Annotated in this window: 12 protein-coding genes; 4 read left to right on the top strand and 8 right to left on the bottom strand. The window is 57.1% G+C overall.

Features of this window, described 5'->3' with window-relative positions; genetic code table 11:
• Positions 1-74 precede the first annotated feature (74 nt).
• The 3 genes from ACVIGB_RS41565 to ACVIGB_RS41555 form a co-directional block, all read right to left on the bottom strand.
• Complete coding sequence (locus tag ACVIGB_RS41565) at positions 75-1,592, bottom strand: 3-hydroxyacyl-CoA dehydrogenase NAD-binding domain-containing protein (RefSeq protein ID WP_456749397.1); 1,518 nt, start codon at positions 1,590-1,592, stop codon at positions 75-77.
• Complete coding sequence (locus ACVIGB_RS41560; RefSeq protein WP_456718285.1) at positions 1,585-2,475, bottom strand: 3-keto-5-aminohexanoate cleavage protein; 891 nt, start codon at positions 2,473-2,475, stop codon at positions 1,585-1,587. The genes ACVIGB_RS41565 and ACVIGB_RS41560 overlap by 8 nt, the downstream gene beginning before the upstream one ends.
• A 1,257-nt stretch (positions 2,476-3,732) precedes the next feature.
• Positions 3,733-5,379, bottom strand: a complete 1,647-nt coding sequence (locus ACVIGB_RS41555; protein ID WP_456718286.1) for a class I adenylate-forming enzyme family protein — start codon at positions 5,377-5,379, stop codon at positions 3,733-3,735.
• Positions 5,380-6,568: 1,189 nt separating this feature from the next.
• Between ACVIGB_RS41555 and ACVIGB_RS41550 the strand changes: the two genes are divergently transcribed.
• On the top strand, positions 6,569-6,712 hold the full coding sequence (locus ACVIGB_RS41550) for a hypothetical protein (RefSeq protein ID WP_456718287.1): 144 nt from the start codon (positions 6,569-6,571) through the stop codon (positions 6,710-6,712).
• Positions 6,713-7,676: 964 nt separating this feature from the next.
• Here the strand turns inward: ACVIGB_RS41550 and ACVIGB_RS41545 are convergent.
• A complete protein-coding gene (locus ACVIGB_RS41545; RefSeq protein ID WP_456718288.1) occupies positions 7,677-8,594 on the bottom strand; it encodes a TauD/TfdA dioxygenase family protein in 918 nt (305 codons plus the stop codon).
• A gap of 802 nt (positions 8,595-9,396) precedes the next feature.
• Between ACVIGB_RS41545 and ACVIGB_RS41540 the strand changes: the two genes are divergently transcribed.
• Entirely contained in the window at positions 9,397-9,927 is a 531-nt protein-coding gene (locus ACVIGB_RS41540; protein ID WP_456718289.1) for an avidin/streptavidin family protein, read from the top strand.
• A 1,728-nt stretch (positions 9,928-11,655) separates the two neighbouring features.
• On the opposite strand, the gene ACVIGB_RS41535 is transcribed toward ACVIGB_RS41540, so the two are convergent.
• From ACVIGB_RS41535 to ACVIGB_RS41525, 3 genes are all read right to left on the bottom strand, one after another.
• Complete coding sequence (locus tag ACVIGB_RS41535) at positions 11,656-13,824, bottom strand: di-heme-cytochrome C peroxidase (RefSeq protein WP_456718290.1); 2,169 nt, start codon at positions 13,822-13,824, stop codon at positions 11,656-11,658.
• 152 nt (positions 13,825-13,976) lie between these two features.
• Positions 13,977-15,347 (bottom strand): hypothetical protein, encoded by a 1,371-nt coding sequence (locus ACVIGB_RS41530; protein ID WP_456718291.1) that lies wholly within the window; start codon positions 15,345-15,347, stop codon positions 13,977-13,979.
• A 108-nt stretch (positions 15,348-15,455) separates the two neighbouring features.
• A complete protein-coding gene (locus ACVIGB_RS41525) occupies positions 15,456-18,656 on the bottom strand; it encodes a hypothetical protein (protein ID WP_456718292.1) in 3,201 nt (1,066 codons plus the stop codon).
• Between the two features lie 1,287 nt (positions 18,657-19,943).
• On the opposite strand from ACVIGB_RS41525, the gene ACVIGB_RS41520 reads away from it, so the two are divergent.
• Together ACVIGB_RS41520 and ACVIGB_RS41515 are read left to right on the top strand one after the other, a co-directional pair.
• Positions 19,944-21,251 (top strand): hypothetical protein, encoded by a 1,308-nt coding sequence (locus ACVIGB_RS41520; protein WP_456718293.1) that lies wholly within the window; start codon positions 19,944-19,946, stop codon positions 21,249-21,251.
• Between the two features lie 70 nt (positions 21,252-21,321).
• The gene (locus ACVIGB_RS41515) at positions 21,322-23,004 is read left to right on the top strand and encodes a hypothetical protein (protein WP_456718294.1); all 1,683 of its coding nucleotides are present in this window, start codon (positions 21,322-21,324) and stop codon (positions 23,002-23,004) included.
• A 327-nt stretch (positions 23,005-23,331) separates the two neighbouring features.
• On the opposite strand, the gene ACVIGB_RS41510 is transcribed toward ACVIGB_RS41515, so the two are convergent.
• Positions 23,332-25,842, bottom strand: coding sequence for a ComEC/Rec2 family competence protein (locus tag ACVIGB_RS41510; RefSeq protein ID WP_456718295.1), 2,511 nt, complete (start codon positions 25,840-25,842; stop codon positions 23,332-23,334).
• Positions 25,843-25,918 lie beyond the last annotated feature (76 nt).

Raw genomic sequence — 25,918 nt, 5'->3', positions numbered from 1 at the left:
TGAAGTCTACCGAGGCTGCGTCAAGCCAGGGTGAGTTTAGCGATCATCGCGTGGAGTCTGAGAGGTCGCTCAGCTCAGGCCAGCCCGATACGTGCGACCGCGCGGTCCGGACGGGGCAGTTTCGCATGCAGCAGCGTCAACTCCAGCAGGCGCTCGCGCACGTTCCCCTGCACTGGTGTGCCTCGCCCAGTCCGCGCGCCCACGTGAGTCAGCATCTGTTCGCCCGTTGCCGCCGACCTGTCGTCACCATCACGCGTGATCGCATGAAAAGCATGAATGCGTTTGTCGTCGGCGCCCAGAACCTGCGTAGTCACCTGTACGCGGTCACCGGCGTGCAGCTGCCCGAGTTGAGACAGGTGCGTCTCGATTGTGTGATACCTGCCACTGTTTGAGATGTACGCGCCATCAACGCCGATGTAACGCAGCAGGATCTCGGTAGCGTAGCCACACAGCTGGATGACGCGGCCCTCTGTTATGTAACCGTTGGAATCGATCCAGTCAGATTGCACGTCGTGTGCTGATATCTGCAGAGGACCGGAACCGTTGGCTGATAGGGGAATGTATTCCAGCAGGTTCTGTTCCCAGCGCGCGAGTGTCTCGCCCGCCCCATAGCCTTCTGAGCGGAGGCCTCGGAGGACGGCGACCAGACCTTCGTCGCGCTTCTGCTCGAGCTCCGCGATGGTCAAGTTTTCGGTCCCGGCCTGAGCATCTGCTTGCTCGGCGAGCTTGTCGAGAAATGTGTCCGTGAGCTCAGGCACGTCGGTGAACTTCGACCACGGCTTCTTCAGTGAGCCTCCGAACCGCTTCATGGTCTCACGCATGTTGGTGACGCCGCTGCCGATACGATAGGCCAACAGGGGACCCATGATCGCTCGGCGCAACCCGAAGGAGTAGCGGACCGCGTCATCCACTTCCTCCACAGTAGCCAGATCATCGTGCACTAGCCACAAAGCCTCGCGCCACGCCGCCTCCTGGATTCGGTTGGCAATGAATCCGTCCACCTCTTTGCGCACCAAGAGCGGCTGCATGCCGACCGACCCGTAGAAGTCCACCGCCCTTGCCAATGCTTCGGGCGCCGTCCGCTGTCCGGCACACAGTTCAACGAGCGGCAGCAGGTAGACGGGCGTGAACGGATGCGCGACGAGCATGCACTCCGGGCGACTCATCTCGGCCTGTAGTAACGATGGGCGTAGTCCGGAAGTCGAGGAGCAGATCAGGGTCCCGGGCGCCGCCGCCCGGTTGGCAGTCGCAAGTAGCTGCTGCTTCAGCTCCAACTGCTCCGGCACGGACTCCTGCACGAGGTCCACGCCGCGCACTGCGTCCGCGACTGAGTCCACTATTGTCAGCGAACCCTCGGCAGGTAGCGGGACTAGCATCAGTCGATTATATGCCCGCCTCGCGTCGGCTAGGGTCCTCTGCACCCTCTCGACCGCCCTAGTTGATCGGACATACAGCCGTACGTCCACTCCATTAAGGACAAACCTTGCGGCCCACCCGCCGCCTATAACACCGCCGCCAAGCAGCCCGACTGCGCGCGGGCGATTCTCAGACAAACTTGATCTTTCAGGCACGCACTTTGATCCCTCAGGCATGAACATTCAGCGCAAGTTTCTCGCGCACCTCATCCGAGCTCATCACCCGCACGCCTATGCGGTCGAGGATTTCCACCGCTCGCTGCACGAGTTCCGGATTAGTCGCTAGCCGCCCACGTGAGAGATACAGGTTATCCTCCAGCCCGACCCGTACGTTCGCGCCGACCGTCGGCGCCAAGGCGGCATACGGAAGCTGCATCCGCCCGATCGAAAAGGCCGAGTAAACAGCGCGCGGCGGAAGCCGATGGACCAGCGCCATCAGGGTGGTCAGGTCGTCGGGCGCGCCGTAGCGAATCCCCATGCACAGCTGGATCAGCGGAGGATCGTCGATCAGCCCCTCTTTGATCAAATCGTGCACTAATACCAAATGACCGGTATCGAACACCTCCAGTTCTGGATGAACTCCGAGCTCTTGCACACGCGCGGCCATTGCGCGCAAGGTCGCGGACGTGTTTACCAAGATGAACTCGCTACGAGCACCCCAATTCATCGTACCACAATCCAATGTGCAGATCTCTGGCCGCAGCTCTTCCACATGCGCCAGTCGCTCAAGCGGGCCAGCCAAATCTGTCCTCTCGGGGTTTGGCGGCAGAGGAGAGGCTGCTCCCGCTAGCACGAGGTCACCACCCATTCCCGCCGTCAGGTTGATTACCGGATTCACATCCGACCTCTTAATGCGCTGCACTACATCGCGAAACAGAGCAGGATCCCTGGAGCCTCGGCGGGTTTTCGGATCACGCACATGGATGTGGACGACCGCCGCCCCTTCGCGGGCGGCCTCGATCGCCGACTGCGCGATTTCGTCCGGGGTAACCGGCACGTGGGGACTATGCGGACCGCCTCCGCCTGTGACAGCACAGGTGATGAACACCTCAGAGATCATGACGCCCCTCTCCCTTCGTTGAACCCACGTGCCCCCCTTAGCCGCTCGAGATCGGCTCACAATTTTTATCTCATTATGTTTGCAGCTTTTGATCACCGAACGTAACCAGCGCCGTTTCCAGCATCAATCGAGAGATCATGGTGCACTATTCGCGATGAGCCGCTGCGAATGCCTTGACTACGGCAGCTCTTGTTTAGCAATCGGCGTGCCACGAGCGGAGCGCTCTAAGCGGCCTTCTTGCCCCAAGAAAACGGGCCTCGCTGGGAGCGCGATTTGAAATGACACCGCTTTGTCGAAGCTCCGACACTGTCGTAGGTAAACGATACAGTCCTTCCCACCCTTGACGAGGAGAAGATCGAGTAAGCACTCGTCTTGCTGGATCGGCTCGCATAGAACCGCTTGGATTACATCCATCCAATCCGAGCTCCGCGTCATTCGAGGCGAGCTCACTGGCGCCGACGCGATGGCTATTTGTCAATGATCCTTATCAACAATCGTAACGCCGCACCAGTTGCTGAGCCATTTCCATTCGTATTAAGACGACTTTGCAATCGACTTGGATCGCCATCTCACTGTCCCGCGACGCGATGCGCTCTCGATGATCCGGCAGCACCGCTACCTATCGCGCGAGGAGAGCGTCCGGGCTTCACTCCGACCCGGCTACTGGGCCCGGCTTCATGCCTCAGAGCTCCGCGCTCATTCTCCATTCTCGTCTATCGGCATGATAGCCGCGCCGGCTGCGCAAAACCCAACGCGCAGGCAGAAGCTAAACAGGGCACTGAGGCTCCGCAGTGCTGAAGATTACGTCGAACTGGTCGGCTTTAAAACAAACATGCGCATTCAAGGAGGGCGCGTACCTCGATCCCGTTCCCGGTTGATTCCCTATTGTCGCCAAGCGCAGCTCATTATTGCTGATCGCTCGGCTTCGAATTCGATCCCCCGGTACACGTCGTGGTCGTGTGCCGCAGCGGCTTGGCGCGGTGAAGACCGATAGCCTGGCCATAATTCGGACTTTCCCGCGGAAGTCACAGCATCGAAGCTAGATCAGGCGGATCTTGTTCAGCTACTTACATCGAAATCGTCGCGTGGGCTGGACAGCACCTGCAAATACCACAAAATGATCGCGCCGGCCCGCTGGCCCATGTGGATGCGAACCACCCGCTGCAGCGGCAGAAGGCCGTCGACTGAGGATTGTGGATATCTCCCCTATCGAACGCGTTAGATTGCGTAGTGCGCGAACTAACTTGAACGTCAGCATCAGTGCCAACGCTTCTCTTCAATATCGTACGCCCCGGCAAGCGGCTCACTTACGGCCATCAGCTCACGTTTGAGTACTTTATTGCTGGTATCGGCTCTAGGAAGTTGAGGAGTAAAGGAGATATACCGAGGAACCTTGAATGCCGCAAGGTTCGCACGAGCATGTTTGAGAATACGTTCGACGGCCAGATTATCTGGCGCAATACCCTCTCTCAGTTGGACGCAAATCTTGATCTCCTCGCCACGTTTCGTATCTTGAACGGGCACGGCCGCCACATCCGCAATCTCAGGAATCTCGCGAACTACCGCTTCCACTTCGCGAGCAGCGATGTTCTCACTCGATCGGCGGATCATGTCTTTGGTGCGCCCAACTAGCCAGTAAAAGCCATGTTCGTCGCGATGCATCAGGTCACCGGTTTTGAACCATTCTCCTTCAAACAAGGATGCGTTTGCTTCCGGGTTATTCCAGTAGCCCTTGAATATCCCGCGCCCCCTCACCCAAAGTTCGCCAACCTCGCCCACCGGGGTGGCGGTGCCATCCTCGTTCATTAGGCGCAGTTCACGAAAAGGCGCGCGAATGCCAACAGAACCTGAGTCAGCCAGTTCGTCGAGCTGATCCGTCATTCGTGTGCCGAAGCCGATTTCGGTCATCCCGTACGCTTCCTCTGTGCGCACTCGAAATCGCTTTCGGAACTGACGAACGGTATCGGGGTTCCATCCCCAGTTTAGGATCTGCTTCAGACATGTTCTACCGTCTTCGTGGGAAGCCTCGGCCCTGCGCGCTATCAGTTCGGTAACTTGGCACCACTCGATGCGGTGCTGCTTGACCCACGCGAAGAATCGCGTCGAGCTGAGCTGCGGAGCCAGGTAGAGTGCACCCCCCTGTCGATACGCCTTCAAAAGATGCGCTGGCGGATCAACATAGAAGAAGGGCTGTGCAGACAGATACCTGCGGTACGGCTGCTCGTACCAACACGCTGAGTACACGCTCCAGTACTCGTGCGTCAGCATGCATCCCTTCGGAAAACCCGTTGTGCCCGACGTATATTGAATGTTCAACAGGTCGTCGGGGCTGATATCCTCTTCTATCGGAAGATCGTCGATGCCCTTGAGCAATCCCTCGAGCGTTGTTGCTGTCCGGCGCTCAGCCTGTCCAACGAGAATTACTCGTTCCTTCGGGAGGGCTTGCGGCCAAGGCTCCATTGCCGAAAATGTTGACCACGCCGACTCGTCGACCACGGCGAACTTGGCTCGCGTATCGCTGAGAACGTATTCGATCTCTCTGGATGTGTAGCGCACATTGATCGGAACCATTACCGCACCGAGCTTCGCCATCGCGAACCAGAGAATCGGGAATTCGATACGATTGGGCAGCATCGCGCCGATACGGTCGCCCTTGCGTACACCGAGAACACGCAGCGCGTGTGCGTACCGGTTGGACAACCGGTCCATTTCAGAGTAGGTCTTCCGTTCACCGCGTTCGAAGATGTCAATTGCTGTCATTGAGCCGTGCGTTCTCGCGCGCCTTGAAATCAGCTCTCCCACCGTGATGGTCTCATACGCGGCTTCCAGCGCCTCGATGTTGCGTAGGACAATTGTGACGCGCTCTCGCAGCCGGTTTTGCGTCAATTTTGGAGGGACTATCATTGCAAGCCTCGATATTCAGCAGAGAACTCTATCAACAGGCGCACCTTTATCTATTTGACGGCTCGTTAAGTCGCCCGATCACCAGCCCATTTTACCTAGAGCGCTGATCGATAATCGAATTCGCATCTTAGGAGGAGCCTAACATGACAATGCGGAGCCCGGTCGCACCTTGGAGTTGGATGGGCGGCGGCAGCGCGAGACGATCCGGTCAACATCTTGCAACTCGCTCAGATCGTTTTTTTGGTAGCAGCCTTTGCCCCTTGCTGGAGAATGATAGCGGATCGATCATGCTCGCCATTGCCGTTCCCTGTCTGAGCGCATTGAAATCTCAGCGTCTAGCGGCGGGTATGTGATTATTGCTACATCCTCAAGGAGGATCGCGACACTATCGACTCTGGTGGGCAACGGTTAGGCTCAATAGGGTTATCGGTACATTGATGATCCGCATGACAACGATTGGACTGATGATCTGGCTTCCGGTGCAGGTGGATGGGATATCGGTGATGTGACGGCCCGAGCATGAGGCGCGCCTCGCCCACGGCGGCGCACCTTTGATGCCCTTCCGACAAAACTTGAAGCATCTTGATTGTGTTCATCAACAAATCTGGTTCTTCGTCTCCAACGTTGCTCGCTCTTTCCGCAAGCTTCTTGAAGCATTGGGAAGCCTCACCGGTCCTATTGAACTCAAGTCCTTCAGTCGTGGCTGACCCAGTCGTATACCAATGGCTTGGATATCCACCACCTTTTGCAAAACGATGTGAGGCTCATTATGAGGCAGCATCTCTCGAACCACAAAGACCGACTCGGTATCGCCTACCAGATTTCGCGTGTTGCCCGAGACATCGAGTATGCTAACAATGCAGAGTGCAAGACTGACGAGCAACAACGCGCCGCAATGCGCGCGACTACGCATCGTATCAAAGCGCCCACGAGCCTGAGGGACGCGGCGTGGGCATTTAGTCATTGCAGTCAGCCGCAGCGTAGGATTTTGAAAGGCGCTCTTATCTAGCACTCAATGTGACGCACCAACTGTGTTGGTCGCTCCCTTTACGACGATCAGTCCCATGGTTGGCAAGATGGCTAAGCGTCCTCACACCAAGCTCAATCTAAACAGCTCTCTCGCATCTCGGGCAGAGGGCGCGCCACCCAAGCAGAATTACGCGAGGCCACGGGATGGAAGCTTGTCCCGATGCCGTTGATCGCCAAACGGTGCAAGATGCAGCTGATCACCAAGCGCGAAAAAGGCAACATTACTCGCAAACACGGCAAGATCGTCGCCAAAATCGGGCACTTCACTACCTACTACATGGTCTCGCATGATCCGAAGCCGTAACCCGGTGCCGGGCTACTCCAGGAGAGTGTCAGGTAAATCCGCACAAGCTTGACGTATCGGCCAAAATCCAAAAGATGCACCAATGAAGCGAGGTGCCATAAGGCTCGGCAAGAAAAACAAGCCGTGAGGCGCAGCGCTCGCGTATCCTACTTAGACTATCATGTCTGACGGTAGCCGACGGTAACATAAGCTGAAGCAGTTTAGCTGGCGTCGGTTGATGCCCATCCGAGCTAAGCCGCCGACAGTAGGAACACCGATTCCCCGTTGGGCAGTTCGGGATCCTCATTGTTGGATCTTGATAGCTTCATCGGGTTTCGTTGCCGAAGTCGATGCACATCGTGTCGCCGTCATCAGCTATGCTGTAAACTCAGTTATCGCGGTCCTCCGGCACTATTCCGTTGGCCGCGTCCCAAAGCCGGCGGTCGTCTTCGCGAGGCCCTTTGCGACGGCACAGAGGGAGACGGCATAAAACTAGTCGGCGTGCATGGCTATGTCGCGTGAGCGGAGGACGTCGACGTGGGACGCGTCCACTTCCATGGCAGCCACTCGTGCGGAGCAATTCCGCGGCATATCGGCGATGCACGCGAAAGTCGGCAAGTCTTGCTTTCGCGTCGGTGCTGTTGAGACGCGCCGTCGTAATGAGGGTCCGCCAATCAAGGCTACCCGCCTGATATCAGGCGCGTTGATATCAGGGCAGCAGCAATCCAGACTGTCTACGACGACGAAAAATGCATTTCCTTGCTTCAACAGTTCAGCACCGCCGCGATCGCCAGTGAGGACGCGAATGTCGCCTGACCAGCCAAGCCGCACTCGCACCTTCAGACAGGTCGCGAGTGATAAAGTCTCAAAGGTCGAAAACGAAGAGCCCGACATGACCCCTCGGCCAATCGAGACCATTCATCTTAGCAATTCTTGCGACGCGAACTTGGCTCGCCTGCATCCATCTTGCTCGACCGGAGCCGGACTACGCAGCCTTTGGCACCTGGGGCTTCGAACCTTTGATCTGCGCCGCACTGCGGCGACCAACGGCGACAGGCGACGCATCGCTGTCGATGGCGATCCGGCCCATTAGGCGATATTGATCGCCTGATTTACTGATGTCGTGAAGCTCGACCGTACGATTGTCCCAGATTGCAACGTCGCCCGATCTCCAGCTCCAGCACACAGTATTCTCCGGGGCGGTGAGGTAGGATTGAAGCAGATTGAACAGCCTCTCGCTTGTATGTTTCTGCAGGCCAACGAAGTGCTGCACGAAATGCCCGAGCACCAGCATGCGCTCACCTGTATCGGGATGGATGCGGACCACCGGGTTTGCAGTTTCGCGGATGGTCCCCGTGAAGACGTCCCCAAATTCCGCTTTGTTGATTTCGCCGGTGCGCCCGGTGACATTGTGATCACGCGCACTGCGGTATACGGCCCAAAGGTCGTCGGCGAGCATCCGCAGCGGTTCCGGAAGGTCAAGATATGCAGCAGCAGGATTCGACCAAACCGTCTCACCGCTATAAGGGGGGATCACGCCGCCGCGCAGCACTGAGATTTTTGGATACGGTTCGCCGCGGCTGACGTCCATGAGCGTTTCGGCGCCATAACCGGTGCGGTGGTCCGACGCAGTTTCACGAGGCAATGACGCTCCATGATTTTCATCCGTGGCGACATGTCCTGCTAGCGAGCCGAGCCGAATTGCAAAACGCTGCTGCTCGGCATCGTCCAGATGCCCCTGATCACGGAGGAAGATCACCTTATGCTCGAGCAGTAACCGGTTGATGACTGCAACGACCTGGTCGGACAAATCATCTGATAGTTTGATGTTCTTGATTTCGGCCCCAAGCCGAACCGCCTGCCTAACGATGTCTGCTCGCGGAATGACGTTATCATCGGTCATCGTGATACTCATAACAGCGCCTTTCTCCGTCTGGATGTCTAAACAAAACTTCGCAATTTATGGCGGCATCGGACGCAATGTAGCCATTTTGACAATCGGCCCCCGTCTTGCCTGCGAGGTGATGCACGTCTCACAATGAGCCAATCCGGAAGTTCGGATGCAGAGCACGACCACCTTGTGTGACTCCCTCTCAGAAGCTCTCAGGGAGCATAACTAGCCCGGCGCCGATCCGACCAACGCCGCTCGCGGCTTGTCGGCCAAATCGATTTGCAGCAACTCCGACATCGCAGATCATAGAGACAATCCATGTCCAGTCCATGAAACGAAACCAGTTTTGTTTTCGATCCAGCGTAACGTTCGCTTCGTCCCCGAACTCAGCCTTGGAAGATCCTCGAAGACCGATCGCTTCGTCACCTCACGCAACACCCGTGGCCATCCGCATGACGAAGACGAACTGGTTCGCCGCCTTCTCACGAAGCGAATCGAACAGAATGACGCACTTCGGCGATGACCCGATCTTCTATCTACGATAGCATGATCTATATAGCACTACTTTTGCGAGATGGCGATCACTTCTTCGCGATTTAAAGTTGCTCAATGAGCGCGTCTGGCTTCCGGTTATTGGGTTGCTCATTCTGATTTCGCCAAGCAGGAGAGCCGTGCAAAGTTCGAACGCTGCAACTCCCATTGCAGCTTAACAACGGACTCAATCCCTCGATTTGCAAAAAGCTCTCGCCGAACGCAGAGGTAGGTCGGTAGGTAGTCGGGGCCGCGACCTGCGTTTGGCTCTGTCCATGGCGCGTTGATTTGCCTCAGGGAGCGCAATTTTGGTTCCTGGCGCGGACTCAAGCAGAATAGAGGCAGAGCGCGAGCCGGCATAAATCCGCGCCGCTCCGCCCACGCGCAAGCCATCTGGACTTGGACGAACCAATATGGCTCAACACTGAGCGTCAACAGCTTTGACCAGAATACGGGAGCGATCTCCGGAACATATACGAACAATGCGAGCAATAGCTGCGACGACGGCGTGCCTCAAGCTGCAACTGGCTGGCTGGCTCAAACCAGTCAAGGCGCAGCGATCAGTTTTACGGTGAACTTCGTCGGATGTGGCTCCACGACCGTGTGGACAGGGCAGCTCAATTCTGCCTCGGGTTTTCAGGGACTTTGGCTGCTCTCACTCGCAGAGCCGGTAGTATGGAATGGCATCAGCGCCGGCGCCGACACTTTCACATTCAAGACCGGCGACAGGACGAAGTTGTTATTCGTTGCTGGCGCGGCGACCGAGAGCAACGCAGGCGAGAAGCTGTCGAACTCGAAAAAGAGTCCTAAGTAACATCAAACTCTACTTGGCGAGCTTCGATCCACTGCACTGACATAGACACACCCGCAGGCTGGTTCCTACGCATGGGCTGAAAGCTCATCTCTGGCCAGTTGCGCGCGCCGTAGCCACTCATCGCCGATTTGATGCGCGGCCTGCGTCGAATGGTCGCTTGTTCGGCCCGTCCGCGATTGCTCACACTTTGCGACGCAAGTCGCTGGCAGCGTCGGTTGTCTTCTCATGGCTGATCCTGCTCCCGGTTGCTTACCAATAAGTCAGCAGCAACGTTTTGCGGCGCTTCATCCATTCGGAGCGTTCAAGGACCCGGCCCGACCATTTTCTTTGCACGATGTCCAGAATTCCGCGTGATCTGGTTCAAGTCAACATAGGGCCTGCTCGTGGCGGTCCGAGACCAGCCATCCGAATAGCCAGACTGCCCACGATAGCGGTCAATGGTTATGGTCCTCTCACGCAACGTTGTCGGCCCGATCTTCGCCCTCCAACCTTCTGGTGCGGATCCGTGCAATGTCAATCGGCCAGGAAGTCATGCTCGCGGTCATCGCCTCTGCTCGCGAAGCTGTGCGCATTGCTCGCAGCTGCTTGATCAATCGCCGATGAACTCAATCCCGCTTCATGAGAGCCGCATGTTCCGGTAAATGGCTGCCTTACCGGGACCCAAGCCATCTTGCGGAAGCCTAGCCGTTTCGGATCTGCCTCCATGACGGCGCGCTCCGCAAATACTATCACGTCGCCGGCGCTCTGCTGAGAGATCCGAATCAGCGTGCTTAATCCTGTTTGGTAGGTTCGCCGGAACCTCTCCCTCCAGTTGAGTGGCGACGAGAGCCTTGCTCGGGCCACATCGACGGGGCGCCGGCCAAGGCCTTCCACCCAATTTGCTTGAGAACTTCAACAGAAGTCTCGCCTCGCGATGCCGCTTCCAGAATTTTGGAAGCGACGTGCGCTCGGGTGCCAGTCTCGTGACGGGGCACACCCTTGCAAACTTCATCTAGCACTCGACGGAGGCAGGCAATGATTTCGGAGTCGAGCATAGTCAGGTCCCCTCCATTCGAGGCGGCGCAATGAAGTACACCGCAAACGCAAACTTCCCGACGAAAATATTCTCAATTCGATGACATGAATGGCATGAGGCGATTTTTATACCATGTTACTTATGGTTGCATTATCACACAGTAAGCAGCTCGCGTGTCACAAGCTTGTCTCCTTTGGCGAGCCGACACACTTAGGCAGATCATTCGATAGCTGATTATCTTGTAACGCTAAACTAGGACTTCTCCAGTGAACATATCCGCTCGCGACACATCATCAACGATCGTCGAACTATTCTTCTGACCAAGCTCGGTTCATGCGCCCGATGATCGGCGTGCGCACCCCAGTTCACAGTTCCGAGTAGATATCTGCGCATCTGTATGAAGCTCAATCGCGGGAGCACCTCCCGAGTTAGTGGCACGAAAGAACATCGGACTTCTACTCTCGGCAGCCAGAGCCCAGCCCTACTGCTTCAATTAATCAGCGAAGCATGGCGGCGCCCTGACATGAACGCTCATCAAACCAAGGACCGCGGCCGTCATTCAATGCCCGGACGACATTGGACAACTCTTTGTAGGGCACCGAATGAGATGTCTCGACAAGTGCACAGTCCTTACGTCGACAATATTTTTCCCGCAGATCGGCTTGCTCTGTATCCCTGTGAAGAGCTTTGAGCTTTCAAGCTAACGGCTCTCCCTACAGCGTCTTCAAATATTCAAGAAGTGCTCGCCTTTCTGCGTCAGTCAGTTCCGGACCGATGACCCCAGGCGGCAGCTTCGTAATATCAGTTTCCTTGCCCTCGAATGAATGCCCACGATTGCTGTTCCCAAGCAGCGATACGTTGAAGTCCGTCAGGCCGGCCGCGCAGGCGTCATTCGCGCGCACTTTCGCAACAAGCCCAACGTTAACAGGATCGAATTTGCGGCTACCAACGCAGAAAGAGCTTGGCCGCCGGCCCTGCGGCAATAACATGTCCTCGAGCGTCGGCACCGATCCGTTGTGCAGATACGGAGCTGTTGCCCAAACACCGTCCAGCGGACGCGCGCGGTACTGAGGTTCAAGGGCAAGGACTTCTTCGTCCTTGCCGTTACGGCGCACCCGCGCTCCAATGTATGCTCGCGGGTTTTGGCAATTCTTCCTCGGCCCCCACATCTGCTGCTTGGTATTTTCGGAAGAGTCGTTCGCAATGTTCCACTGATCGATAGTCTTGCCCACCACGTCCATCAGCGCGAGCACAAACAACGGATCTGCCGCCCGATCGGCTGGAAGGCCGCAACCCCACGCTTTGTTCAGATCCTCGATTGGATTGAGACCGAGCGAGGCGGGTAAGTGAACGCGCCGCGTCATCAAGACATTGGATTGCTGGCGATCGGTGCCGATCACGTTCACCGGCAGCTGAACGACATTGAAGTAGTGGCGTCCGCCGATCTCCACCCAATTCTTCTCGTTCTTGGCCGACCGATCTGGGTTCTCCGGCTTCCAGAAGGAATCTTCCGGCCACTTTGCGTCGAACGCGGGATCATTGACGGGTCCTCGGTGGCATTCAAAGCAATGCGAGCGATAAAGATCGCGACCTTTCTCAACGAGTTTTTCGTCGATGGCCCAGGCTGGGTCACTTCGGAATCTGTCCTGCGCATCCTTCCATCGTGGCGCGACAAGCCCGCTAAATTTCCTGCCGCTTGCCTCCACCGATGAGAAGGGATCATTGCCGCGCAAAAGCTCCTCGAAGCGCGCAATGTCCGACAGATGGATGGATGATTCAAAAAGCGGCCGGCCCGGCGCGGGCGCCCGCATATTGATTTTCGCGCTGACGCCCAGCGCTTCGCCGGAATTGCGAACAAGTTCGTTGAGGACGGAGGCGTCATACTGCGCCCAAAGGAAGTACGGCGTGTCCCAGATCGGCGGAAAGCTCACAGGAGCATCGTTGCGCGCAAAGTTGCTCTTGAGAAGGGGATCGGAGAGTTCTCCGGTCACAGGATCCAGGAAATTGGTATAGAAGACCTGGTTGCCGATCCGGTTCAAGGCATCGAGTCGGCCGAACCCCTCATCGAGATTCGCAACACCCTGCCCCGCCAAAAGGCCATCGCTTGCAGCCTTTTGAGCCTTGATCTTCTGGAGCGCTTGCTCCAGATCACTTCGCAGCTTCTTGCGGTCGATGCTTCGACCTTCAATGCTTTCCAGCCGGCTCGCAAAGCGTTCGAACCGCCACGGCAAGATCAGAGTATAGCCGATCGACAACCCGATGACCCGTTCAACCTCGCCGAGATTGAGCATTGCCGGCCCGCCGTCGTAGCGAATGCTGACATTCTTGTACTCTAGATGGCCGGTATGACAGGCGGCGCAGGTTAGTCCAATCTGGTCTTCGTAGAAGGCCCCCGTCGTTGGGTCGATGCCCCCCTTCAGAATTCCGAAGCCTACGGGCAAACCATTTGGATTGTCGGGCGTGCTTGGCGTCCAGGTGGAGCTCGCATCCTTCGACGCGTCCTCGTGATAGCCGTATGCGGGTGCGTTGCCGGCAAAGTCCCTTGAGCTCGGACTTGGGATGAAACCGAGGCGTCGCAGATAGTCGTCGTCCGTCAAGCTCGTGTAATGGATCGATAACTCGGGACGTTCCAGGGCCAGGAACCATCGATAAGGGACCGGTATGGTCGCCGTCCCCTGCGACGTATGGTGAAACCAGTAGCGCTGCCGCGCACTCCAATTCTGTGGCAGCCAGTACGCGCTTTCGATCTTTGAGGGCGCGGGGAGTGTCGCGGGCAGCAATTGGGCAACCAGATTTGCGTCATTCTTGACCTTGAGCGCCACATCGCGAAGCTTCTGCGGCACGAAATACGCCATGCCTGCCGAGGCCGCCACGACGACCATGACCGCAAGCAAGAGGCTGACGATATGAGGCCACCGTCTTACCCGACCGCAAACCCAAGAGCAGAACGAACGCACCCCCATAGCAGAACTCCTCAATCTATTCCCCAAAGCGCTTTCGGCCACACGAGCGCGCCGGCCACTGATGGCGCTGATTACTTGTTCAGCAATTGGCTATTGATGAAGGCGACGACGTCGGCGGTCTCGGCTGCTGCGCGTCGGGTGATGGTCGCGGCCGCAGGACCACCATGCAAGAACGAGGGAAACCAGCCAAAATTACGAACATTCCAGTCTTCTTTCGGGAGAACCGCTCGGTTTACACCGGGTACCGTGAAGCCTTGCACTTTCCTTTTGAGCGGCTGCGCCGTCTCTGTATGACAGCTCACGCAATCCGTGTTGAAGAAGTGGCTCTTCTTCGTATCCCCAATGACGTTGACGATCTCGAGCACACGGCTATTGGGAACGTTGCCATCGATGAAATCGGCCGTGGAGACGCCCTTACGGTTCGAGATCGGCAAGGGAGGATTCTGCAGCGCCGCGTGGCGGCAGGTCACTGGATTTTGGTTATTCGTGACCGGCCGCGGGACCACATGCGTGTCGCCGACGATGCTGAACATCTGCGCAGCATGCAGGCCATCGAGCGTCGGGCCCGGCACTGGTATCAGCCCGGCTTGCGGCACTCTTAGCATCGAAACGAACACCCAGGGTTCGGGCGGTGAAATGCCCATGACAGCCATGGTGTTGAGGCGCTGCGGCGAGAGATGCTTCTCCAGCATTGCTTTAACCGCATCACGAAACGGCTTTGCAGATGAACCGACCAGGCCGGGGTGGACGTTCATGTCGCCGGCAGTCGAGATCTTGACATTGCCGAACTTTCCGGCCGCAAGTTGATCGCGCAGAGCCGCAACGTCCCGAATGATCGCCTTGAAAGTTGCATCGTCAGGCTTGAATCGCGGGAATGGCGCACACCCCTCGAGCGGCGGATCGGGATCGAGGTTGAAGCTGAAGATCAGGTGGCCGGCAGTGTCATGGACCTTGAATCCGTCCGGGCCATTGGTCACGGGTTGGATGATCAGCCGAATTTGCGGCTGCCGTCCAAACTGGGCGACGACGTCTGGAGATAGGCCGGGTGCTCCCGGATCGATCCGAATGCCCGCAACGAACCAGGCATCGATCTTTTTGACGGCATCCGGCAGATGGATGTGGCGCACGCCGAAGTCCGGCACCCCTTCGCGCTCGGGATTTTCGGCGTTTGCGATAAAACGCGCGAAATCTTCATCGGACAACAGCCGGTGCGCAGCCCCAGCGGGCCCGACAAGGTCGGAGACCGCAATCAAATTGACGAGGTCTGCAGGCGACTTGGGGGGCGGAAACAGGATCGACACGTCGTTGGCCGAAAGCGGCTTCGATGACGTCTGGGCCTCTGCTGTTCCTGGTCCCAAAGCACTGGCGAGGATCAGTCCCGCTGCAAACAGATTTGTAAGTACCCACCCGAGCATCGAGCGGCGGATTTCACCTTTCGCCATCGTCGGCAATTCCCTTGTAAGATTGAAAACTCGAACGTCTGATCGAGATATAACCGTCTTCAGCACCATATCCTGCATATTTTGGCGCGCAGCCGCGATAAAGGACGTTCACTCGCTACCGTAAAACTTGCTTTGCAATGTCTTGAGTTGAGTAGGATGCAAAGCCTCGTCTATGCAGTTGAAAAACATTTGGCTTCTCGCATTGACACGCTCCCGATCAAGCGGGCCATGCTCCATGTCTGTTTGCAGTCCGCGCACGGCGATCCAGTTCTTCGACGGATCCTTGAGCAGCTCAAACAATGTTCCATTCTGATAGGGATGAAGCCGAAAATGAGCGAAAGCCACCTTGGCTGAGATCTTGGCATCACGCAGTGCGTCGGGGAGCGCGAGGAGATCAAGCCCTTCCAGATCGCCGATATCTTGTATTTGGCTCTGTGCTTCCTGATATTGCTCCCGCCCCACCAGTTGATACATTCCTCGTGGACGAAACAGCCAACCATCGTCCGTGCCCGCCTGGTTCCCGAAGGGGTTGCCCTCGTAGCCAAGAACAAAATTCGCCAGTTCCTTGGGATGATTGAGCAATGTCTCGATTGCGATCGGCGGTTTATTCGCCGCCACCAGATCAGCGTTGTTTTTGGCGATGCGGTCGCGCCATTTGCGCGGCAATTGCGAGACCGCGCTGTAAGAGAAATTCTCGCTGCTGCGGGTAAAATCAGCGCTGTCGTAGGAGATTGCTCCCAGTATATAGGCAAGGACCCGCGGCTCGGTTTCTGCGACGCGATCCCATTCCTGCAACAATGCCTTGACCTGCTCGGCCTGAAAATACGCAATATAACTCTTCCGATATGGCGGCAGTGGCGCCGGAGCCGGCGAATGGTCTTTGATCGATACCGCGAGCTGGTGCTCGTAGGCGGCAACTTGGTCGCGGTACTTCTGATAGCCGCGCTCCTGCAACCACTTCCTCTCGTAACAGGCAAGTAGCGGCTGCGGCTTGATCTTTGGAGCGGGCCGGTACTCTTTGCTTAATTCATCGGCGTAAGCAGCTTGGGCGAGCTTAGCATCTCTCAGCGTTTCAAAGGCGGTTGCGACGGATCCGTTCAAGAGGTGAAACAATTTCACCTGCAGGCAATCAGCGTTGCTCTGCTTGGTCCGGGATTGGTCGAAATCGTCCTTTGGCACGCAATCCCAAAAGCGACCGCTGCTCAGCGAGATGATATCGTCGGTTTGCTGAGATAGGGTCCAGCCAAGCGGGAGGCTGTAAAACAAGCCGGTTATTTCGGTGCGACCAAATGTCGGAAAGCGCTGTACACTGGCAGCTAGGTCGCTTTCCGGCGCGAGATCGATCGTGGTTGCGTGATTGAGCGCGACATAGGTCCGCGAGGTCCGCGTGCTCAGAAGCGCGCGCACCGGCTCCATGAGCTCACCGAACATGAAGGACCCATGATCTTCGAACTGGCCGCTCACCAGCGACAAAAGATAGATCCGGAACTTTGGCGCATCGGACGTGCCCTTGATGCTGTTGAGCCGCTCGATCAGATCGAGAGCAGTCTCGATTCCGGAGTTCTCGACATATCCGCCGTCTACCAGGCGTGCCTGTCGATTGGCGGTCATGCAGTCGTTCTTTAAAGGAACTGTCGCCGCCGGTGTCACCCATGGAAAGCGCGCGCTGGTAAACGCCGCCGCGCTCAGCGGAATATGGAGGGAATGGCTTGTGACGGTTTGATCGGGTCCAATACCGGCGCGATCAAGCGTTGCGAGAATGCACAGGTCCTTGTCTTTCGCGTGCAGGGGATCGATATCGAAGGGAGAGATCACAACGCGCTTGCCACTCCCGGCGTCTGTGGTATTCAACAACAGTGCGGGCATATTGTTGTCAGGCGTCCAATGTGACTGAAAATCGGCTTTCAGCAGGTTGGACTGTGCGCCGGCCCCCTTCTGGTTCCTGAGCATTCGGTCTGTCGCATTTTCCAGCGTGTATTCCAGAAAGCGCGCGCGATCGAAACTTGGAATCGCGAAGGGGGAGAACAGCTGGGTGAAGTCGGTAAAAAGAAAGCCGGCAACCAAAGGCGAGAGAAAATCCGTCTCCAACACGCTTGCTACGCGCTGTTCTACCGGCCCGGAAGCATCGATGTCCTCGGCGCGACCGACGCCGGCGAGAAAGTCTGCGATCTTTGGGCATGTCTTGGCGTCGGGAGCGATCGCATCAAGTGGCGCATTGTCGGCGTGAAGCGCAGCCGCAAAAATTGCCGAGCCGACGCTTCCGCCGGAGACGCCGCTGATCGCAAACAGATGCTGCCGAAACGCCGGACAGAGATCCTGCATTCTGGCAAGAAAGCGGGCCGCGTTGTTGGCCGCATAGATGCCACCGCCCTGGGCCGCCACAATGAACACGGGATATTCGCCAAGCCTCTTGGCCTCGGCGACCCGCGGTTTTTGCAAAATCCATTCGCGAAATGCCTCGACCGCAGAAATGCGGCCTTTGTCTTCCGGCTGGCCCGCTGCAATATCGACTGTGCGCAGGCCGTGATCGTCACTTCCAAATAAGGACGCAACCAGGAACAGGCCACCGAACACAACCGGTATAAACGGGAAATTGAGCCTGATTGTCAGCAGCGCAAAGTGGGTGGAAAGAGCAACCACGCACATCGTAAAAAGAGCGATCACGCCAAACGAGCCGACGAATTGCGCAAGCCTATCGGGAAGCAGAAGGAAGCCAGCCGTCAATAGCGCGATGCCGGCGATCGTGAGCGCAAGAAATCTATAGCGGATGAAATAGGCATTGTTCGCCCTGCTCGCGAGCTCGGTGGCGCGATCTCTCGCTCCCATCCGCCAGGCAAATACGACAAACGCGGCGAGCAGGATGAGCATGGCGAAGGCCAGGATGAGCAGCAGGTTGCGCTCGAAGGCAAGCGCCTGAGCCTGGATGCGGAAGATGCTTCCGACTTCCTCGACCTCACCGATCTTTTGAACCGGCCGCGAGTCGAGTTGACCGGCGGTCGCAGCCAGTATGGGCAATGCGCCGAGGATAACGGGCGCAAGTCTGATATACAGGGCCAACCGGCCTGTCGCGCGCGGCATGCGAGCTCTTGTTGCAGCGGTGAGCTGAAACGCAGCCGCCCAAATCGTGATCGCGATCACGCCAATGGCAATGAACTCTTTGACAGTTGTCCAGCCAATGTCGTCGGCGCCGATTCGGTAGAGCTCCTGAATCTGATCTGGCAGGTAGAGCAGAACGGAAATGGCGACCGAGAGAATGATGATCCATCGCAGGTTGCGCAAAAATGCGAACAATTGCTCGCGCACCGTCATCGCCTCGTCCCCTAATACTGTCTACAGAAGATAGTCCTGAGCAAATTGGCTTTAGTTCCAGACACACGGTCGAACTCTCACCGAACGGGAAACGCTTAAAGAGAGCTCGCCGCGCGCAATTGCAAAATAGATCCGCTATCGGACAGCGGGTTTAAAGCAATAAACTTAACCTGCAGTAGTGGAGTGATTTATCGAATATTCCGCTAGACGGTCAAGAGATTTTCGATGTGGATTAGGCGAAATGGATCGCTCGATGTTTTTCATCTCGCTCCAGCGCACTTGCGCACTTTTTCCTCGCTCATTCGACTGAGACACAAAGAAGGCGCACGGCGCCGCCGCACTTCTTTCCGCCATCGTGGGTCGCATTCATCGATCGGTTCATTGATCGATGAGGCTTGACGTTGACGAGGGCTCGGACGCTTTAAGACCTAGCCTTCTTGAAGCCGACTTTGAGCAAGAGGAGAAAAGCTTGCCCGCGGCGAGACCGCGGACGCGCTCAAACCGGCCCGCGCATCAATGATCGTGCGCTAACGCCAAGCGTTCGCACGGATCTAGGCCGATCAGTTCGCCATACCCAGCGATTGAGCTCACTCCATGGATGCCTACGTGATGACCTCGCCCTGGTCCAAACCACCTCGCCCTTGAACAAAAAGGTGCCCCATCAACACCGGCGCGCTCGATCGGTACAAGTCGAGGATTCCGCGAACCGACAACGCAAGCCCCGCCCCGGCAAATGCCATTGCCGCCAGAAACAGGCGCACGTTAACAAAGCAGCAGCGCTTCAGATCGCCCTTTGTAGGGCACGGTCGCACAAAGAGCCGCGCTAGCTAGGTGTCTTAACCAGGATGAGTTCGGTTTGCTGTGATCAGATATGCATCCTTCATTCCGGCCGGAACCGTGGACCTAAGTGCCTGGCCGCAGCTGCATAACCACGCAGGCAATAGACCAGCGAGACAGCGATCAAGGCTTTCTTTTCGCGCCCAAAGATCCCGCACTTCATACCCTCGCTGGCTGGACCTATCTGCATGCCTCGCGTATCGCCGCACACAAACATCGCTGACGATCGGCGACGGCATTGTTTTGTCCGATTCGGACAATCATCTGGACATCAGGCCACCGAACAATAAGTAAGAGCCGCATCAGTCATTTGCGTCTTTGAGCAAACCTTGCATCGATCATCGTGGATGCCTTGTGAGAGTATATTCAAAAGTCTAGCGGGACGCTTGCGCGTCGGCTATCAACCCGGCGAATTTTAGAACGCGGAACCATATTCGGGCAGTCACGGCTTTGGACATCACCGACGAGCAGTGGCGGGAGAACGCTTTCAGCATTCCCGCCAATCTGAGAGCTGTGCCTCGCAGCGAGGACGACGACGGTTTGCGACAGGCCATGCTCATCGTCTGGGCCGCGCTCGCCAAGGCGTCGGCCACGATCAAACATTTATACTCGCTTGTCCCGGAGTCGATGATCCTCGAGTTCGCTGCGACGCTCGACATGCAAGCGCCGGACTATGGTCTCTCATTCGGCGGCACGGAGACCTACGAGGAAATAGTAATGCGGCTCGGCGGTTGTCTTCGCGCCATGGAGCGTGAATACACCGAACAGGATCTGGGCTCGAGGCCGACTGATCCAGCCGGATGGCTCGTCGAACACGCAGGCCATTGCGCCTATCTCATCCCCATGGGGCGCTTAGCCTGGAAGGACGCAAAGGACCCCGCCCAGGACATGCGCAACTTCGATCAGCGCGGACTCCTGCGCCTTCGGTTCGTGCCAGCTGTCGTGGACGGCGCGAGGGTTCAGATCGCGAAAGCCGACCGAATGGCCAGGAAGTCGTCGGCATTCGGTGCCGTGTTGTTTCCTGATTCCATCTTTGACTGCGAGGAAACACCGACGAGGTTCTTCGTCAGAGCGGTTCACATCCCCAACGGCGAAACCATTATTTCCGATGCATGCAAGGCGGCTCACACCGAGCTCTGCCTGACCACTGTGTTTCCCGAGCTCATGATTGACCCGCAATCGCGTCGTCTCATCGAAACGCAACTTGCCGAGAAGCCCTGGCTTGCCGAGGGTGAAATGCCAGACGCACCGGGGATCGTGGTGGCAGGCTCGTGGCATGAAATGGAGGATGGCCAGCGATACAATATCGCTACGATCTACGACGGTCACGGCGTGCAAATTGCTCGGCACAAGAAGCGCATGGCTTACAAGGACGCCGAAGGCCGCGTGGAAGACATTCGGCACGGGACCGAGCTTGCGATCGTGGTACTGGAAGAAGCCCTTTTCGGCTTCGGCATCTGCCTCGATTTCTGCAATCGGTGCTATCATACCCCCTATGGGTGGCTCGACGTTGATTTCGCAATAGTCGCATCATGCGGCAACGAGGTCACCATGGACGGGCACATCCGAACTGCGAAGGATTTGCACAATGAGCGAAATACGCGCAGTTTTGTAGTCCAGCAGGCCTATCCGCCGGTGGATCAGGCTGCCGGGTATGTCCTGAATCCGGACGGGAACTCATCGGGCTGGGCGGCAAATGAGCTTCTCAGGGATGTTCCATGGAGCGTTTTCCGCGGCAAAACGGTACATGACCGTTGACTTGGCGTTAAAGCAGGCCAATGTAAAGCGTAGTAAAACAAGTTCCGTAGTCCCCAGATCAGCGGGTCCAATGTCCGCCACCGACCGCAAGGCCTTCGAAATCTCGCTCGATCGGATCGGGCGCGGCGATGCGACGCCGGCCGAAGCGGCCGCCGCGATCCGAAAAGCGCTGACCAGCGAGCCGTCGTTGACAGAGCGGGTCTATGACGTGCTCCGCGACGTTACGTGGCGCACGCTGACGTCGCGCTCCTTCGGCGGCGAGCTTTCGCAATGGTTTGAGGTGGTGCGCCACGCGTCGGCACTTGCCGCCAGCAGAAATGCCGGCGGGATGTCGGAGAGAATGCGCGCCTTTGCCGACCTGATCTCGCAGTCAGCCAGGTTTGCTGAGCTCCAACCATTGGAAGAGGTGCTCAGTCGAAAGCACACCAAGTCGCTTCTGAGCGCAATCGCAGGCGCCGGCAAGGCCGTCAGCAATATCGCACTGATGAGCATTCTCGGCCTACGAGAGTCCAACCTTTCGAGGGTGACCGGTGCCCTGCAGGGAACAGGGCTGATTGAGCGATCCTCGTCGGGAAAGGAAGCAAGCTTCGCGCTGACTGACCTCGGTCGTCGCGTCGCGAGAAAACTCGACATCGCCGTCAATGATCCAGCCACAGATCGCGAATGGTGGCATCAAGCGCCCTATCCGTTGGCGATCTGGACGGCGAGCGGCGAGCCTGTCGGTGCGAATGCCGCGTTCTATCGACTGACCCGTTCAAAGGAGCCTCATGTCCTTCCATCGCTTGCCGACTGGAAAATGATAATCGCGAAGATGTCGCGCGATGAGCTGATGACATCCAACGATACTTGGCGGCTTCAAATCGACGACACGACGTGGCTCCAATTCACCGAAGCGGTTATGCCGGATGGCGGCCTGTGCCTCCTTGGATCAGACGTGTCCGTGGCGATGAAAGCGCGGAGCGAAGCCGAACACGCGCTCAAGATCGTGAAGGAAGCCGAGGCGCGGGTCCGACGGGAGCTCGCGGATACGCAAGATCGCCTGGTCGCCTACCAGTCCGCAAACTCGCATGTTAGAGACGAGATCATGAGCGTTGCCGCGCGATCGAACCGACGCGTGCGCGACACGATAGACGTTTGGGCACACACCGCGGAGAATCAAATCGTGCCACGCGAACTGCAGGCGGTGGAGAAGGATCTCGGTGCAATGCAGGTCGCAGTGCGCAACCTCATGGGGCCCATTGACGTCGTCGCAGCAGGAAGGTCCGCTTCCGGCTGGATCGACCCGAACAGGGTCGTGATGGAAGCTATGAACACGGCAAGACACCTCGACCCGAGTATCCATGCGACCGCATCGTTCGGCAAAGTTCCAAAAATTCGTGTTGCGGAGTCCTTGCGCATGGTCCTCAGTCACATGGTCATCATAGGCACTCGTCATGGCGCATACGATTTTCATGGCACGTTGAAAGGATCCAACCTGGTCACAACGGTACGCGTCAAAAGCCCCGAAGAGCACGCGCAGCGCACGCCGTTCGAGGCGGTGTCGAGTTCCGGTCTTGGCTATTGTCGTTCAATTGTAGAAACCAACGGCGGAGCTTTCGAAGTACGGGAAGCCGGTTCGGGATCTGACACTATGATCGTCTTTTCTTGGCCTGTAGAGGGGACGATGACCCATCACGGAGGCAAGATAAAGTTCGGAGCAACGGCCAAGACGATCAAATTGCGCAAGCGCTCTGTTCGCGGAGCCATCGATTAGCCGCTGAGGCTGCGGCTCGATGATTGGCTTGAGCCTGCAATTTACCGGACCACGCCTTCAGGTCATCCAATCCATTGAGCTCATCTTTCTTCAACTCAATGAATGCCATTCTCGAGCTAGCCAGGCTTGACGAAACACCCTCGTTGCGCTCCTCATAATGAGATGCATGCAAGATACGAGATCGTTTCACTGTGGATCATTGCTCCAGGTTTCGCCTGACGAGCACTCGCTCCAGCGCGGAGACTTCGTTTAACTCCCGGATGGGAAGAGCGGAATAGCCGCAGCGATGGATCGTGCAGAAAAAGTCCGCCATCGGCACGCTGCCAGCTACCTAAATACCAAGTTCGATTTCCACTCGTCTGTCCACAAGGCGTTCACGTCCTTGTCAAAAGCTGAATGGATGAACGTGACTATATCCCTATAGCGTTGGCTGGTGTGTGAGACATGGCCTTTGTTCGAAAAGACATATGTATGCGCCGCGACCGCTGAGAGGAAGCGGTTCAAGTCGGCGCGCGGACTGGAGTGTTCTTTTGGAAACCACAGATGATGTGGCCATTTCAGATAGCCTGCAGACAGCGATCCCGGCGGCAGGGCAAGAAGCATCGTCCTCATCGTGCTTGCGCTTATATCGTCGGTCAAAAGCCAGCTCGTCCCCCTGTTCACGAGTTTGACCACGATCCCAGCATCGTTCGGCTCCTTGCTATCCGACACATGATGCAGGGTAATTGTCGTGTCGTTGCCGGGATAAAGCGTGAAGGTCTCAACTCCATCTCTTTCGACTACATTCTCCAGATTGATCCAAGGCGTTACGCCGTCGCGAACGAAGTGGCCGATTGAATCTGTCGACTGGTCGTTGTATCCCGCGCTCTTCAAGCGTTTTTGTAGATTGGCAATAACCCCATCGTCCGCCAAGTCTTGCATGGATTTGCCGACTAAAATCTCATCAATGCGGAACCCAGCATCGATGAGAGCGTCAAGCCCGCCGATATGGTCCTGATGCGAATGAGTAATGATCAATTTGATCTGCGGCTTCTCATTCCTGTAGTTCCGAACGAGAAACTTCCTCAATTGCTGGACGATGTCGCGGCTTCGTCCGGTATCGACTATGACGATGGATCCATCCTCCAGCTTAATCACGCCTGCATCGCCATTTCCGTCCAGCTCGAGTATGGAGACGTCGGTCGAGCGCTCTCCTGCCTTCGCTCTCTGCACGATCTCAACATCGGGCCTTTTGCCCGGCTTCCCTGTCGGCATTCGGACAGAACTTGCCGCGAGCCGCAATCTCGCGTTAACGAGGTTTTGAGCCTCGGCGCCGGCCGCGCTGAGCAACTCGTCCAGAGCGCCATCACTTCCGTCTGTGATGAATACGGCGGGACCGAAGCTTGACACGAAGCGGCCCCCGAATTCCTCTCGCGGTATCTTCCTTGTATTTAGCTTTCCATGATCATCGAACCACTGGAAACAAATATGAGTATCGTTGCTCGACACCTTCACCTTGCGCGATTTACCAAATTCGTCAGCGTAGAGATGCAGTTGACGAGCCAAAGCCTGCAGCGGAACAATCGATACGGCTGCAGCTTGTTCGTTGCGAACGAATAGCCTGCCGCCAAAAAGGCCTGCGGCTGCATCCTCCCGATCCAATTCAGCCGCGCATTGCAAGTCCTGCAGAAGATCGTATTCAACCTGGCCGCTTGCCACATCAAGCGGATTGAATCGCTGATAGGCTGCGATCCGAAGCGCCTTTGCGAAAGACTGACGGCCCTGGGTCCGGATGGCGTAAAACGACCGCAAAATGCCGGGCCCCGAGGCGAGACCGACCTCGCTCTCAGCAGAAAATATTCGAGAAGGTTGAAGCGCCCGAGCGCGATCCAGAGCCATCAGTCTGTTGACGCTTGCAAGCATCGAAAGAGTTTCGGGCTGATCGATGTCATTCGGCAAAGCGATTTCCGTGCCGATATCAGACATCACTCGCGAAAGCTGCTCTCCCTCAGAAGCTGGAACATTGCCGCCCTTCGCGAACGTTATCCAGTCGCCGCGATCGCGCGCCTTCAACACGCCGCCTCGGGGCGCAAAATCCGCTGCCACCAGGCGATCAACTGCGGCCCGAACTACAGGCAAATTCACTTTGGCGCCCGCCACGTCCGCACCGGACGATTGGTTTCCGAAGAAGCGCCACTCCAGCCCCTGCCTCACGTTCTCAATCCTATCGAGAGTCTCGTATGGATCTGGCGCCGATGCGACGACCGTCCTCATTACATCGAAGGTGCTGGAGACCCTCAGAACTCCTTCATTCCCCCTCCACTCCTGGGAGGCCTTGGCAACATCGTTGGCGTCGGTCCCAGCAATCGCCAAGCCCTGGACGTGGACCGCGTAGTCGTAACGACCATCAAGCGGGGTGATCGCAATTCTTATTGCAGATCCCTCTTTGCCCGCACCGTCTTGCCCCGAGACAGAGACCCAGGGCATTGGTCCCGAAATGGCATCGGCAAATGGCTTCTCTGCGATGAGCCGGCCCTTTTCGTACCATTGAATTCGGACGTCACCACTGAACGCCGTGATCGGGTGACCGCTGTTTGGTGCCGACCGCCCCTTGTCGATGCAGTAGGCGGGCATGCTGAAGGTCGAACGTCCGTCGCTATTGGCCGTGCGGTCCAGCCGCAGGTGCCCCGACGGGAGGTCGCCGCCTCCGCCACCCCCAATCCAATAGCTGCCGACCGGCAGCCTCATTCGTTGCGGCAGGTCGTCCGCGGATGCTGAGGTGCCTAAGAGCGGCAACGCTACAAGGATGGATAGAAACACCGCAAGTGACCCGAAACGGGCCGTGATCCGACCGAGCATATGGATTTCCTGAAATCGAGATAACAGACAAAATGGCTTAGTTTATGCTAGGTTGTGATGTACGCAAAAACAACCC

Source organism: Bradyrhizobium sp. USDA 4341 (assembly GCF_054063755.1).
Note: the sequence above shows the minus strand (reverse complement) of the source record. Positions and strands in the feature narration are given on the sequence as shown.